Below are 13,373 nucleotides of genomic sequence, written 5' to 3' on the forward strand. Positions count from 1 at the left end.
ACCGGGCCGGTGTCCGGCCGCCGGAACTCCCTGTGGATCACGCCTCCTTCGCCCACGCCTCCTTCGCCCGGTACCGCCGCATCTTCGCGCGCGCCCCGCACACCGACATCGAGCACCAGCGGCCGCGTCCGGCCGGACTGCGGTCGTAGTACGCCCAGTGGCAGTCCACGGCCTCGCAGGCCTTCAGGCGGCCCCAGGTGCCTGCTGTCAGCGCCTCGGCGACGGCGGCCGCCACGCGCGCGTGCAGGGAGCCTTCGCCGGCGGGGGCCAGCCGGGCCGAGCCGTCCCTCTCGTCGACGACCACGTACAGCGGGGCGTGCGCCAGCAGCCGGGTCAGCGGGGTCACCCCGCGGTGCGGCGGGTGGCCCGCGTGGGCGAGCAGCGCCGCGCGCAGCGACTCGCGCAGTTCTCGGGCGCGCGGCAGTTCGTCCGCCCTGAGAGCGAATCGGGCCCGGCCCTCCGCGGTGTCCAGCGCGTCGGTGCCCGACTCGATGTCCAGCGTGTTCACCAGGGCCTGGACGAGTTCCAGGCCGCCGGGCGCGGGCGATCGCTCACTCATGCCCGCGACGTTACCCCCAGCGCGCGCTGATGGGGTAACCGAGACCGGTCGGCGTGTACCTCTTGCGCGGTTACCGCATCAACGAGAGCATGCAGTAACCGTTACTGGTTACTGAGGTCTACCGGTAACTGCGCTCCATGGGTAACCGCGATCTGGAGGAAGTCATGGCTCTTGCCAAGCTCGGCCCCGTCGTCCTGGACTGCCCCGCCCCGGGCGCGCTCGCCGCCTTCTACGCCGAGGTGCTCGGCGGCAGCGTCGAGGGCGAGGGCGACTGGGTGGACCTGCGGATGCCCGGCGGGCAGGCGCTGGCCTTCCAGGCGGCGCCCGGATTCGTACCGCCGAAGTGGCCCGCGCCCGACCACTCGCAGCAGTTCCATCTGGATCTGGTGGTGGAGGACTTGGACGCGGCGGAGAAGGGGGTGCTGGAGCTGGGCGCGAAGCCGCTCGACGCGGAGGACCGCTCGCGCAGCTTCCGCGTGTACGCGGACCCGGCCGGGCACCCGTTCTGTCTCTGCGCCTGCTGACGAGGAGGCCCCTCATGCCCGCTGTGGCACGTTTCCGCAATGTGGTGATCGACTGCCCGGACCCGCGCGCGCTCGCCGAGTTCTACGCGCGCGTGGGCGGCGGCACGCCCCAGGCCGAGGACGAGGACTGGGTCGTCCTGCGCATCCCCGACGGGCCGCGGCTCGCCTTCCAGCGGGCGGAGGACCACACCCCGCCGGAGTGGCCGCGCGCGGACCGCAACTCGCAGCAGTTCCACCTCGACTTCGACGCGGGTTCCACCTGGGAGGAGGTGGACGCGGCGCACGAGAAGGTGCTGGAGCTGGGCGCGAAGCCGCTCGACACGGAGGACCGGCAGGAGAAGGACTTCATGGTGTACGCCGACCCGGCGGGGCATCCCTTCTGCCTGTGCCGGATCGAGCACACCTGAGCCGCCGGCCGGGCGCGGCGGCGGTTCGGACGGTCGGCCGCCCCGCTCGGCCGGTCAGCCGTCGAGTTCCTCGATGGTCGCGTTCGACGGTGCGCGCCTGGTCTGCAGGTCGCGCGCCACGTCCTCGGCCGCGCCCAGCACCCGTACCGCGTTCTGCCAGGTCAGCTTGGCCAGATCGGCTCTCGACCAGCCTCGGTCGAGCAGCTCCGCGATCAGGTTCGGATAGCCGGAGACGTCGTTCAGGCCGTCCGGGGTGAAGGCGGTGCCGTCGTAGTCGCCGCCGATGCCGAGGTGGTCGACGCCCGCCAGCTCGCGCATGTGGTCGAGGTGGTCGGCGACCGTCGCGACCGTGGCGACCGGGCGGGGGGTGCGCTCCTCGAAGGCGCGGTGGACCTTCATCGCCTCGGGGGTGGTGTCGAGGGGGTGCAGGCCGTGCGCGCGCATGTTGTCGTCCGCCGCGGCCGTCCAGTCGACGGCCGCCTGGAGGACGAACTTCGGCACGAACGTCACCATCGCCACGCCCCCGTTGGCGGGCAGGCGTTCGAGGACGTCGTCGGGGATGTTGCGCGGGTGGTCGCACACCGCGCGGGCCGAGGAGTGGGAGAAGATCACCGGTGCCTCGGCGGTGTCCAGCGCGTCGCGCATCGTGGTCGCCGCCACGTGCGAGAGGTCGACGAGCATGCCGAGGCGGTTCATCTCCCGGACCACCTCACGGCCGAAGTCCGACAGGCCGCCGACGCCCGGTTCGTCGGTCGCGGAGTCCGCCCACGCCACGTTGTCGTTGTGGGTGAGGGTCATGTACCGGACACCGAGCGCGTACAGGCCCCGCAGCGTGCCGAGGGAGCCCGCGATGGAGTGCCCGCCCTCCGCCCCCATGAGCGAGGCGATCCGGCCGTCCTCACGCGCCGTCTCCATGTCGGCGGCGGTCAGGGCGGGGGCCAGGTCCGCCGGGTAGCGGGCGAGCAGCTGCCGTACGCAGTCGATCTGCTCCAGCGTCGCGGGCACCGGGTCGGGCAGGTCGCAGGGCACGTACACCGACCAGTACTGGGCGCCGACCCCGCCCTCGCGCAGCCGGGGCAGATCGGTGTGCAGGCGGGCGTTCTGGTGCCGGGCGATGTCCAGCGTGTCGAGGTCGTAGCGGGTCTGCTTGCGCAGCGCCCAGGGCAGGTCGTTGTGGCCGTCGACGACCGGGAACTCGCGCAGGAGTTCCCGGGCTGTCTCAAGAGAACTCACCGGGTCACTTCCCCGAGTTGAAGCCGAAACCCGCCGCCGCTCCCTCGACCTTGGAGCGCAGGCGCTTGCCCTTCTCGGTGGCCTGGTCGTTGAGATCCTGCTGGAACTCCCGCATCCTCTGCAGGAGTTCCTCGTCGTGCGCGGCGAGAACGCGGGCGGCGAGCAGACCGGCGTTGCGGGCACCGCCCACGGAGACGGTCGCGACCGGCACACCGGCCGGCATCTGCACGATCGACAGTAGCGAATCCATCCCGTCGAGGTACTTCAGCGGGACCGGGACGCCGATGACGGGCAGCGGGGTGACGGAGGCGAGCATGCCGGGCAGGTGGGCGGCGCCGCCCGCGCCCGCGATGATCACCTTCAGTCCGCGGTCCGCGGCCTGCTCACCGTAGGCGACCATCTCGCGCGGCATGCGGTGCGCGGAGACGACGTCGACCTCGTACGCGATCTCGAACTCGTCGAGGGCCTTCGCCGCGGCCTCCATGACGGGCCAGTCGGAGTCCGACCCCATGACGATGCCAACAACAGGGCTCATTCGGTGATCGTGCCTCTCAGGTAGCCGGCTGCGTGACGGGCGCGCTCCAGCACCTCGTCGAGGTCGTCGCCGTAGGTGTTGACGTGACCCACCTTGCGGCCGGGCTTCACGTCCTTGCCATACATATGGATCTTGAGCTGCGGGTCGCGCGCCATGCAGTGCAGGTACGCCGAGTACATGTCCGGGTAGTCACCGCCGAGGACGTTGACCATGACCGTCCACTTGGCGCGCGGGCGCGGGTCGCCGAGCGGGAGGTCGAGGACGGCCCGGACGTGGTTGGCGAACTGCGAGGTGATCGCGCCGTCCATCGACCAGTGGCCCGAGTTGTGCGGGCGCATCGCCAGCTCGTTGACGAGGATGCGGCCGTCGCGGGTCTGGAACAGCTCCACGGCGAGGTGGCCGACGACGCCGAGTTCCTCGGCGACGGTGAGCGCGAGCTGCTCGGCCTGAAGGGCCAGGGCCTCGTCCAGGCCGGGGGCGGGGGCGATCACGGTGTCGCAGACGCCGTTCACCTGCCGGGACTCCACGACCGGGTAGGCGACGGCCTGCCCGTGCGGCGACCGTACGACGTTGGCGGCCAGCTCCCGGACGAAGTCGACCTTCTCCTCGGCGAGGACGGGGACGCCTGCGCGGAAGGGGTCCTGGGCCTCCTCGGCGGAGTCCACCACCCACACGCCCTTGCCGTCGTAGCCGCCGCGGACGGTCTTCAGGACCACGGGAAAGCCGCCCGTCCGTCCCTCACCGCCGCCCTTGCCGGAGGGCGCTTCGTGCCCGCCCCTTTCGAGCTCGGCCGCGAACGCCGCGACGTCCTCCGGGTCGCTGACGATCCGGTGCCGCGGGCAGGGCACGCCGATCGCGTCGAGCTTGGCGCGCATGACGCCCTTGTCCTGGGCGTGCACGAGCGCGTCCGGGCCGGGACGCACGGGGACGCCGTCCGCCTCCAGGGCCCGCAGGTGCTCGGTGGGCACGTGCTCGTGATCGAAGGTGATCACGTCGCAGCCCCGCGCGAAGGCACGCAGCGTCTCCAGGTCGCGGTAGTCGCCGACGACCACGTCGTTGACGACCTGTGCCGCGGAGTCCTGCGGGGTGTCACTGAGGAGCTTGAACCTGATGCCGAGCGGGATGCCCGCCTCGTGGGTCATACGAGCGAGCTGGCCACCGCCGACCATGCCGACTACCGGGAACGTCACGCCCCCAGGGTATCGGTCCGGCCGGGGAGGCCGGTTTCCGTCCCCCTGGAGCACGTTTGAAGGGCCGTCTCCGAGGGACTTTCGAGGGGTACGCGGAGAGACCTCATGACGGTCTGCGGGAACGGGGTCCCGGCGGCTTTCTTTCCGTCCTCATGTATGGTCCCCGGACATCGTTCACCGGCGCTCGTTAGCATGGCCGGGTCGGCGGAAGCGTTCGGCGCTCTCCGAGGAGGCGCCGGTACGACCGGGTGACACGAACGACACGACGGATGCAACCGAGTACGACCGAACCCGACGGGGGCTGGCGACACGATGGGCAGTGGTTCCACAAGTCTGCAGGACAGGCCCCGGGCCGCGGTGCGCCGGAAGTTCGACCGGCTGCTGCGGGAGATCGTCAAGTTCGGCGCGGTCGGCGGGGCGGGACTGCTGGTCAACCTCCTGGTGTTCAACCTGGTGCGGAACGTCACGGGGCTCCAGGTGGTCCGGGCGAGCATCATCGCCACCGTCGTCGCGATCGGCTTCAACTACCTCGGCTTCCGCTACTTCACCTACCGGGACCGGGAAAGGAGCGGGCGCACCCGCGAGATGACCCTGTTCCTGGTGTTCAGCGCGGCGGGACTGGTGATCGAGAACGGCGTGCTGTACGTGGCGACGTACGGGTTCGGCTGGGACAGCCCTCTGCAGAGCAACGTGTTCAAGTTCCTCGGCATCGGCCTCGGGACGCTGTTCCGCTTCTGGTCGTACCGCACCTGGGTGTTCCGGGCGATGCCGGCCGTGTCGGCGGTGGCGGGCGCCGAGTCGATACTCCAGGAGGCGGAGCAGCAGCGCCGCCACGACGAGCACGCGAACCGCTGACCGGCGGCGACACCCCGCGGGGCGCGTGAGCAGCTCTTCCCTCAGTACCTGAGCAGCCCCTCCCCCCGCGCGTGAGCAGGGCCATCGCCTGGCGTGGCGCGACGAATCCCAAGGCCGTCGCCCGATGCGGCGCGGTGGATGAAGACCATCGCCCGGCGTGGTGCGGCCTGGAAGTCCTGACCCGCCGCCTCACCGGGCCCCCGGCGCTCCGGTTCACCTCACGGTGCGTTCCGGTTCCTCCGGTGCGGCGGGCAGCTTCAACGGGGTGCGGGACAGGAACAGGCCGAAGACCGGCGGCTTGGCCTGGAGCATCTCCAGCCGGCCCCCGTCGGCCTCCGCGAGGTCACGCGCCACCGCGAGCCCGATGCCCGTGGAGTTACGGCCGCTGATGGTGCGCTCGAAGATGCGGGAGCCCAGCTCCGGCGGCACCCCCGGCCCCTCGTCCGTGACCTCCACGACCGCCTGATTGCCGGTGACCCGGGTGCGCAGGGCGACCGTGCCGCCCCCGTGCATGAGCGAGTTCTCGATCAGCGCCGCCAGCACCTGGGCGACCGCCCCCGGCGTCCCCACGGCCCGCAGATGCCGTTTGCCGGAGCTGACGATCGCGCGCCCCGCGCTGCGGTAGGCGGGCCGCCATTCGGCGAGCTGCTGCTGGATGACCTCGTCCAGGTCGAAGGAGACGGCGGAGCCGGTGCGGGGATCGCGGGCGTTGGTCAGCAGCCGCTCCACGACGTCCGTGAGCCGCTCGACCTGCGTCAGCGCGATCGTCGCCTCCTCCTTCACCGTGTCCGGGTCGTCCGTGAGCGTGATCTCCTCCAGCCGCATGGACAGGGCGGTGAGGGGTGTCCGCAGCTGGTGGGAGGCGTCGGCGGCCAGGCGCCGCTCGGCGGTCAGCATGCGGCCGATCCGCTCGGCGGAGGCGTCGAGGACATCGGCGACCCGGTCCAGCTCCGGGACGCCGTACCGCTTGTGGCGCGGCCGCGGGTCCCCGGAGCCGAGGCGCTCGGCGGTCTCGGCGAGGTCGGTGAGCGGGGACGCGAGACGGTTGGCCTGGCGCACCGCGAGCAGCACCGCCGCGATGATGGCGAGAAGCGCGACCAGGGCGATGATCAGCAGCGTACGGCCGACCTCCCGCGTGACGGCGGAGCGGGGCTCCTCGACCCGGACCGTCTCGCCCTCCTCGCCCTTGGTCGTGGAGTGGATGGCATCACCGCTGGGCTGGGTGCCGACCCGGATGGAGGGCTGGCCGGGGATGTCGATCACCGCGTACCTGTCGCCGGTGACCTGGTCCTTGAAGACCGCGGCGTTGACCTTCTCGTCGCCGAGGATGCGGCTGTCGACGATGCTGGCGAGGCGCAGTGCCTCGGAGTCGACGCGCTCCTGGGCGCTGTTGCTGATCGTCCGTGTCTCGACGATCACGAGGGAGACGCCGAAGACCGCGATCACCACGAGGACGACGGCGAGGGTGGACTGGATGAGACGACGACGCACGGGGCCCTCCGGGCGGTGGCTTTACGACGACCAGTGTGCCCCGGACAGGTCTGGGCCATGGGGTGGGGCCGCGCCCTGAGGGGGCGCGGGAGCTGCGCGACCAGCCGCGGCGGACCCGTGGCCGGGACGCACACCGGCCACGGCGGCGTGACGCCCTGGGCCACCCGGGCACACCGGATCCCGGCGGAGCCCCGGCGGCAGCGCCCGGCTGGGGCCGCAACAGTCGGCCGGTGCGGCGAGAGTGCGTGCCGGGCGTCGCGACGGGGCGAATGTTGCCTGTTGCGGCACTAGTTCTTCTCGAACCGGAAGCCCACTCCCCGTACCGTCGCGATGTACCGCGGATTCGCCGCGTCGTCGCCCAGCTTCTTGCGGAGCCAGGAGATGTGCATGTCCAGGGTCTTGGTGGACGACCACCACGTGGTGTCCCAGACCTCGCGCATCAGCTGGTCTCGCGTGACGACCCGGCCCGCGTCCCGGACCAGGACCCGGAGCAGGTCGAACTCCTTGGCGGTGAGCTGCAGCTCCTCGTCGCCCATCCACGCCCGGTGCGACTCCACGTCGATGCGCACGCCGTGCGTGGCGGGCGGCTGCGCGGGCTCGGTGGCGCCGCGCCGCAGCAGGGCGCGGACCCGGGCGAGCAGTTCGGCGAGCCGGAACGGCTTGGTGACGTAGTCGTCGGCGCCCGCGTCGAGGCCGACGACGGTGTCCACCTCGTCGGCTCGCGCGGTCAGGATCAGGATGGGGACGGTGTGGCCGTCGGCACGCAGCCGGCGGGCCACCTCCAAGCCGTCCATGCCGGGCAGTCCGAGGTCGAGCACGACCAGGTCGACGCCGCCCTGCATTCCGGCGTCGAGCGCGGTGGGTCCGTCCTCGCGCACCTCGACCTCGTAACCCTCCCGGCGCAGGGCACGAGCCAGCGGCTCCGAGATGGACGCGTCGTCCTCGGCGAGCAGTACACGGGTCATGGGGTGATGGTAGTCCGCCCAGGACAAGAGCAAAGGTGTGATCGCGGGTGTGATCGGCGGACCTGGCTCTTACCTGTACACGGGATGGTGCGCCGGCGCTACCGTCGGTCACGCTGCGTGGTCGAACCTGCACCTGTTGGGGGCCGTTTGGGGGAAGACCTTCGAATGAGCGACCATGGTTCCGTAACCACCTGTGATCCGCATCTCAACTCCTTCCATATCCGGCAGTGTCGTGCCGTATGGTGAAGAGAACGCCTGTAGCACCAGCAGGGACCTTTGGCGGTAGCTCGACGCTGAAGGTCTCTTTTGCGTGCGGGCTGGCCTCCCTCCAGCCCTGAAGGAATGACCTGTGGCCGGGCCTCGAGCGCTCAACGCGCGTAGAGGCGTGGATCCCGGTGGTCGCCGTCCATCGCTCCGCGATCCGGGGCGTACACCCCCCGGGCGTGGGGCGGACGCCCGATCCCGCCGGTGCCGGCCGTCCCCCCACGGGCGCGCGACACTCGCGCAGCGCGTCCCGACCAGCAAGGAACCACTATGGCGTCCAGCCTGACGAAGGACTCGGTCCGCCCGGGCACCCCCGGATCCGAGAAGACCTTCTTCGGCCACCCCCGCGGACTGGCCACCCTCTTCATGACGGAGATGTGGGAGCGGTTCTCCTACTACGGCATGAAGGCCCTTCTCCCGCTGTACCTGGTGGCACCGGGCGGCCTGCACCTGAGCACGGCCGCCGCGACCGCGATCTACTCGGTGTACGTGTCGCTCGTATACCTGCTCGCCCTGCCGGGCGGCTGGTTCGCCGACCGCGTCCTCGGTCCCCGCCGGACGGTCGCCGTGGCGGGCTTCGTCATCATGCTGGGCCACCTCACGCTGGCCCTGCCCACCTCCGGCACCTTCTTCGCCGGTCTGGGCCTCGTCGCGATCGGCTCCGGCCTGCTGAAGGCGAACATCTCGACGATGGTCGGGCACCTCTACGAAGGCCCGGACGACCCACGGCGTGACGGTGGCTTCACCGTCTTCTACATCGGCATCAACCTGGGTGCCTTCGCCGCGCCGCTGGCCATCGGCACCGTCGGTGAGAGCGTCAACTGGCACCTGGGCTTCGCGCTCGCCGCGCTCGGCATGGCGCTCGGCCTCGGCCAGTTCCTGCTCGGCCGCCGTCACCTCAGCTCGCACTCCGATGTCGTCCCGACCCCGCTGACGGCCGAGCAGAAGAAGGCCACCCTGACGAAGGCCGCCCTGTGGGCGGGTGTCGCGGTCGTCTTCTACGCGATCGTCGGCTTCTCCGGCGCCTACACGCTGAACTGGCTGCTGGTCCCGATCACCGTGGCGGGCCTGGTCATCCCGGTTCTGGTCATCGCCCGCATCAAGCGGGACAAGGAGCTGGACCGGACCGACCAGTCGAAGATGACGGCGTACATCTGGTTCTTCGTCGCCGCGGCCGTGTTCTGGATGATCTACGACCAGGGTGGCTCGACGGTCTCGCTGTTCGCAGACTCCTCGGCGCGGAACACGATCCTCGGCTGGAACTTCCCGGTCTCCTGGTACCAGTCGGTCAACCCGGTCATGATCATGGCGCTGGCCCCGGTCTTCGCCTGGGCGTGGCTGGCGCTGGCCCGGCGCGGCAAGGAGCCGAGCACCGCGGTGAAGTTCGCGATGGGCCTGGTCCTGATCGGCGCGTCCTTCTTCCTCTTCCTCGCCCCCCTGGCGATCGCCGACGGCGGTCACAAGGCGGCCGCGATGTGGCTGGTGGCGATCTACTTCGTGCAGACCATCGGTGAGCTGACGCTGTCCCCGGTGGGTCTGTCGGTCACCACGAAGATGGCGCCGGCGAAGTACGCCTCCCAGATGATGGGTGTCTGGTTCCTGGCCGTCACCGCCGGTGACGCCACGACCGGTCTGCTGTCCATCGCGGGCGTCGACCTGAACAAGACCGGCATCGTCGCCCTGGAGGCCGCGCTCGCCGTGCTCGCCGGTCTCGCGGTGTGGATGTACCGCAGCAAGGTCGAGGAGCTCATGGGCGACGTGCACTGACGTCTGTCCCGGGCCCCGGCCCGGGAGGGCCGCCGCACCTGTGCGGGTGCGGCGGCCCTCCGCTGTTCCCGGGCTCAGCGAACGCGACGGGGCAGGAACGTGAAGACCGCGCCGCCCAGCAGGATCGCGGTGCCTGCCACCAGGCCGAGGGCCTTCAGGGTGCCGTGATCGTCCGTGCCCGTCCGGGCCAGGCCGCCGCCTGCCGAACCACCGCCTGCAGATCCACCGCCCGTCGTGCCGCCCGTCGTACCGCCCGACGTCCCGCCTGGCTGCTGCGCGGTGTCCAGCGTCAGCGACACCGCCGTCTTCGTCGGTGTGCACGTCGTCGTGGTGCCCAGGGCCTTGATGGTCAGCACGCCCGGCGACAGCGTCGACCGCCCGCTCGCGCCCGGCTTGTAGGTGCCCGTCAGGTCAGGGATCGCGATCGGCTCCCCCGACTTGATGTCCTGGGCGTTCGTCGGGCCCTCGACGTGGACCGTGCCCTTGTCCGCGCCCGCCACCACGACCTCCATCGACGGCTTCACCGACCCCTTCGGGATGTCGGCCGGGCTGTTCATCACCGACTTCTTGAACCGCACGGTCAGACCGAAGTTCCCGCCGTCCTTCCTCGCGTCGATCTCCACGGGCGACGTGGCGCTCTTGTCGCCGATCGGTGTCTTGCAGGCGTACGGCACCTCGACCTCCCGGCCCGTGAAGTCCGTCTGCCCGCCGCCGTCACCGCCCCCGGTGCCGGAGCCCCCGGTCTGCGTCGCGCTCGCCGTGGGGGACGACGAGGAGGAGCCGGTGGGGAGGTGCGTCGGCACGCTCGTCGGCAGGGTGGGGGTGACCGTGGGCAGCCCGCCGGTGGCGCCCGAACCCCCGCCGCCGTCCGTCACCTCGATGGTCGCGGCCGGTCGCACCGTCTCCTTCGGAGTGCACCTGGTGTCCGTGGAGAGCGGCTTGCTGACGTTGACGGTGTACGCGTCCGGTGTGAGCGTCACCTCGCCCGCCGCCGTCAGCTTCAGGGTGCCCGTCATATCGGACAGCTTCATGTCGCTGTTCTTCGGGATCGGCGGGTTCGACCGCGGCCCCTCCATGGCGATGCCGGCGGTCTGCGCGCCGCCCGCCTTCAGCGTCCCGGTCGGCTTGACCGTGTCCTTGTCCAGGTCGAGCACGTCCGGGTTCCTGGAGGCGGCCCGCAGGAACTTCCAGGTGACCGTGACCACGTCGCCGACCTTGGCCTCGGCCGGTGCCGTGATCTCCACCTCGGTGGTGCCCTCGACCGGGGGCAGCCCGGAGATCGGAGGCGGGACGCACTCGGTGGCGTACGACACCCCGGCCGCCTGGGCCGGCGCCGCGGCCACGCCGAGCAGGATGCCCGCGCCGCCCAGCATCAGTGCCGCTCCTGCCGCGCCCGCCCTTCTGCCACGGCTCCCCGCCGCGCGCTCTCCGCGCGCCGCCCTGGACCCTCTCCGTTGCGTTCTCACGTGTTTCCCTTCGTCGGGGCCGCCGGACTGTCCTCGTGCGGTGCGGAGAGCCGGCCGCCGGCCGCGGTCCCCGGATCGCTGTCCGGGGTGAACCACGGCAGGGCCGAAGTGGTGCCTGTGCCGGTCCTGGTGGGAGCGGGCGCCCTCGGCAGACGCGGGGCGGGGCCGGGCAGCCGCAGCCCCCGGTGCCGTACGACCGCGCCGCGCGGCCGCGCCCGGTCCACGACCGCCATGCCGGCGCGGTACACCGCCGCCGGTACGACCAGGCAGACCAGGCCCCAGAAGACGCTCACGCCCCAGGGCCGGCCGACACCCCACGGCTGCTCCGCGAGGACCTTGCCGCCGTATTCCAGGGAGACCGTGTAGTCGCCGTGGGCGCCCGCCGTGAGCTCCACCGGAAGCCTGATCTCCGCCCTTCTGCCGGGCGCGACCGTGCCGCGCCACTGCTGCTCGTCCCACTGCGGCGCGAACACGCCGTGCGCGGTGCCGACCCGGAAGACGGGGTCCCTCACCTCGGACGAGCCGACGTTGCCCACCGTGAACACGAGCGTGCGCCGCGGCGGGGCCCCGAACCAGGTCAGCAGCCCGCTGGAACCGTCGAGACGGGTGTCCGTCAGCACCGTCAGACGCCCGGCCGCGGACCCGGCGGGCAGCGGCCGCACGGGGTGCCCGGCGACCTGGAGGGCCGCGTCGGCGTCCGCGGCCGCCCCGGTGACGGTGGCGACGTGCACCACGCAGGGGCACGGCGCGGGCGGCTCGGCCACCGGCAGCTTCCTTGTGAAGTGGCCTCGCGCGTCGGTCGTGACGGCCCGTCCGTCCGCGTTGGCACAGGAGTTGGTGCCGCCGATCACCCCACGGGACGGCGTGGCCTGCCCGCAGATCAGGATCATCAGCAGTGTCCTCGGCCGCCAGCCGCTGCCGGTCACGGTGACCGGGCCGCCCGCCCCCGCCTGGGACGCGGACAGCTCGACGGCCGGTTCGCCGGCGCCCCGGGCGGGCGCCGCCAGCGGCGCCAGAACGAGCACGAGTGCCGCCAGAAGTGCGGCGACGCGCCCCTTCACCTCACCGCTCCCGTCGACCCGGCCGCGGTACGCGGACGTTCGGCCGGGTCGCGCGCCGGCACCGCGTCCCGGAGGACCGATGCGGGCTCGCACTCCGCGTACACGTACGGCCGCCCGCCCGCGCCGCCCGGGGACCAGCCGGCGTCGGCGACGGCGGGCGCGTCGACCAGCCGGCTCGCGCAGAGGGCGGCGAGGACGGGGCGGACGTACGGCATGGCGGCTCCTGCTGGTACGGGGGGTCGGCTCAGTGGCGTACCGCCTGGCTCCGGCGTGTCAGCCACAGCACGCCGGCCGCGCCGACCAGCAGGACGGTGCCGCCGAGGGTGCCGAGGGCGATCACGGAGTCCTCGGGTCCGGTCTGCGGCAGCTGTCCGCGGGAGGTCGTTCCGTCCGCGCCGGAGCCGCTCGGGGCGGAGCCGCTCGGGGCGGAGCCGGAGGTGCCGCCGCCGGCGGCCGTGACGCCGAGGGTCAGGGCCGGTCCCGGGTGGTTGGCGGGCGTGCACGTGGTCGTCGTACCGAGCGCCTTGATGGTGAGCACGCCCGCGGTGAAAGTCACCTTGCCGGTCTTCCCGGGCGTGTACGTGCCGCTCAAGTCACTGATCTTGATGGGGGTGTCGGCGGGGATCGCCGCCTGGTTGGCCGGGCCCGTGACCGTCAGGGTGCCGCTGTCGGCGCCGCCCAGCACGATCGTGGCACTCGGGTTCATGGCGCCCTTGCCCAGCTCGACGGGGCTGGAGGAGACGCCCTTCTGCCAGGACATGGTGATCCGGTAGCCGCTGCCGCTCTTGACGCCCTCGATGTCGATGGGCGAGACGGCGCTCTTGTCACCGATCGGCGTCCTGCACTGGTAGTTGACGTCGACGACGTCGGCCCGGGCCACGGGAGCGGTCATCAGGACCGCCGAGCCGGCCAGGGCAGCGGCGGACGCGAGCGCGGCGCTTCGCTTGTGGTACGACACGGTCCCCTCATTCCTGACGGCACATCAGATCGGCCGTCAAGGTACGCCGGGGGCCGTGGAGAAGGAAGACACGGTGCACGCCGGATCCATGGCGATTC

Annotated in this window: 14 protein-coding genes; 4 read left to right on the forward strand and 10 right to left on the reverse strand. The window is 71.9% G+C overall.

Annotation, left to right across the window (positions count from 1 at the left end):
- Window positions 1-37 precede the first annotated feature (37 nt).
- Window positions 38-559: a CGNR zinc finger domain-containing protein gene (locus tag AC5WS8_RS22660; protein ID WP_496105272.1), complete on the reverse strand. Its 522-nt coding sequence runs from the start codon at window positions 557-559 to the stop codon at window positions 38-40.
- 164 nt (window positions 560-723) lie between these two features.
- Here AC5WS8_RS22660 and AC5WS8_RS22665 point away from each other — a divergent pair, with 164 nt between their 5' ends.
- Together AC5WS8_RS22665 and AC5WS8_RS22670 are read left to right on the forward strand one after the other, a co-directional pair.
- Complete coding sequence (locus AC5WS8_RS22665; protein ID WP_496105273.1) at window positions 724-1,083, forward strand: VOC family protein; 360 nt, start codon at window positions 724-726, stop codon at window positions 1,081-1,083.
- A gap of 14 nt (window positions 1,084-1,097) precedes the next feature.
- Window positions 1,098-1,490, forward strand: a complete 393-nt coding sequence (locus tag AC5WS8_RS22670) for a VOC family protein (RefSeq protein ID WP_496105274.1) — start codon at window positions 1,098-1,100, stop codon at window positions 1,488-1,490.
- A 54-nt stretch (window positions 1,491-1,544) separates the two neighbouring features.
- On the opposite strand, the gene AC5WS8_RS22675 is transcribed toward AC5WS8_RS22670, so the two are convergent.
- From AC5WS8_RS22675 to AC5WS8_RS22685, 3 genes are read right to left on the reverse strand one after another with little or no spacing between them, the layout of a single operon-like run.
- Window positions 1,545-2,723 carry a dipeptidase gene (locus AC5WS8_RS22675; RefSeq protein ID WP_496105275.1) on the reverse strand — a complete coding sequence of 393 codons (1,179 nt, stop codon included), beginning with the start codon at window positions 2,721-2,723 and terminating at the stop codon, window positions 1,545-1,547.
- Window positions 2,724-2,727: 4 nt separating this feature from the next.
- Window positions 2,728-3,258: a 5-(carboxyamino)imidazole ribonucleotide mutase gene (purE, locus tag AC5WS8_RS22680; protein WP_496105276.1), complete on the reverse strand. Its 531-nt coding sequence runs from the start codon at window positions 3,256-3,258 to the stop codon at window positions 2,728-2,730.
- Window positions 3,255-4,448, reverse strand: coding sequence for a 5-(carboxyamino)imidazole ribonucleotide synthase (locus tag AC5WS8_RS22685; protein ID WP_496105277.1), 1,194 nt, complete (start codon window positions 4,446-4,448; stop codon window positions 3,255-3,257). The genes purE and AC5WS8_RS22685 overlap by 4 nt, the downstream gene beginning before the upstream one ends.
- Before the next feature lie 312 nt (window positions 4,449-4,760).
- Here AC5WS8_RS22685 and AC5WS8_RS22690 point away from each other — a divergent pair, with 312 nt between their 5' ends.
- Window positions 4,761-5,303, forward strand: a complete 543-nt coding sequence (locus AC5WS8_RS22690) for a GtrA family protein (protein ID WP_496105278.1) — start codon at window positions 4,761-4,763, stop codon at window positions 5,301-5,303.
- A gap of 213 nt (window positions 5,304-5,516) precedes the next feature.
- Here the strand turns inward: AC5WS8_RS22690 and AC5WS8_RS22695 are convergent, their stop codons facing one another.
- Window positions 5,517-6,794, reverse strand: coding sequence for a sensor histidine kinase (locus tag AC5WS8_RS22695; RefSeq protein ID WP_496105279.1), 1,278 nt, complete (start codon window positions 6,792-6,794; stop codon window positions 5,517-5,519).
- Between the two features lie 287 nt (window positions 6,795-7,081).
- Window positions 7,082-7,759, reverse strand: a complete 678-nt coding sequence (locus AC5WS8_RS22700; RefSeq protein WP_263230290.1) for a response regulator transcription factor — start codon at window positions 7,757-7,759, stop codon at window positions 7,082-7,084.
- 534 nt (window positions 7,760-8,293) lie between these two features.
- Here AC5WS8_RS22700 and AC5WS8_RS22705 point away from each other — a divergent pair.
- Window positions 8,294-9,790, forward strand: a complete 1,497-nt coding sequence (locus AC5WS8_RS22705; protein WP_496105280.1) for an oligopeptide:H+ symporter — start codon at window positions 8,294-8,296, stop codon at window positions 9,788-9,790.
- 74 nt (window positions 9,791-9,864) lie between these two features.
- On the opposite strand, the gene AC5WS8_RS22710 is transcribed toward AC5WS8_RS22705, so the two are convergent.
- From AC5WS8_RS22710 to AC5WS8_RS22725, 4 genes are all read right to left on the reverse strand, one after another.
- Window positions 9,865-11,163, reverse strand: a complete 1,299-nt coding sequence (locus tag AC5WS8_RS22710; RefSeq protein ID WP_496105281.1) for a hypothetical protein — start codon at window positions 11,161-11,163, stop codon at window positions 9,865-9,867.
- Between the two features lie 89 nt (window positions 11,164-11,252).
- Complete coding sequence (locus AC5WS8_RS22715; RefSeq protein ID WP_496105282.1) at window positions 11,253-12,317, reverse strand: hypothetical protein; 1,065 nt, start codon at window positions 12,315-12,317, stop codon at window positions 11,253-11,255.
- Window positions 12,314-12,532, reverse strand: a complete 219-nt coding sequence (locus AC5WS8_RS22720) for a hypothetical protein (RefSeq protein WP_496105283.1) — start codon at window positions 12,530-12,532, stop codon at window positions 12,314-12,316. Before AC5WS8_RS22720 ends, AC5WS8_RS22715 begins: the two co-directional genes overlap by 4 nt.
- Before the next feature lie 29 nt (window positions 12,533-12,561).
- Entirely contained in the window at window positions 12,562-13,275 is a 714-nt protein-coding gene (locus AC5WS8_RS22725) for an LPXTG cell wall anchor domain-containing protein (RefSeq protein WP_496105284.1), read from the reverse strand.
- Window positions 13,276-13,373 lie beyond the last annotated feature (98 nt).

The organism is Streptomyces sp. PTL18 (genome assembly GCF_059510295.1).

Coding starts and splice junctions, on each gene's coding strand:
- AC5WS8_RS22660 (WP_496105272.1), bottom strand. CDS start 559: ATGAGTGAGCGATCGCCCGCGCCCGGCGGCCTGGAACTCGTCCAGGCC.
- AC5WS8_RS22665 (WP_496105273.1), top strand. CDS start 724: ATGGCTCTTGCCAAGCTCGGCCCCGTCGTCCTGGACTGCCCCGCCCCG.
- AC5WS8_RS22670 (WP_496105274.1), top strand. CDS start 1,098: ATGCCCGCTGTGGCACGTTTCCGCAATGTGGTGATCGACTGCCCGGAC.
- purE (WP_496105276.1), bottom strand. CDS start 3,258: ATGAGCCCTGTTGTTGGCATCGTCATGGGGTCGGACTCCGACTGGCCC.
- AC5WS8_RS22690 (WP_496105278.1), top strand. CDS start 4,761: ATGGGCAGTGGTTCCACAAGTCTGCAGGACAGGCCCCGGGCCGCGGTG.
- AC5WS8_RS22700 (WP_263230290.1), bottom strand. CDS start 7,759: ATGACCCGTGTACTGCTCGCCGAGGACGACGCGTCCATCTCGGAGCCG.
- AC5WS8_RS22705 (WP_496105280.1), top strand. CDS start 8,294: ATGGCGTCCAGCCTGACGAAGGACTCGGTCCGCCCGGGCACCCCCGGA.
- AC5WS8_RS22710 (WP_496105281.1), bottom strand. CDS start 11,163: ATGCTGGGCGGCGCGGGCATCCTGCTCGGCGTGGCCGCGGCGCCGGCC.
- AC5WS8_RS22720 (WP_496105283.1), bottom strand. CDS start 12,532: ATGCCGTACGTCCGCCCCGTCCTCGCCGCCCTCTGCGCGAGCCGGCTG.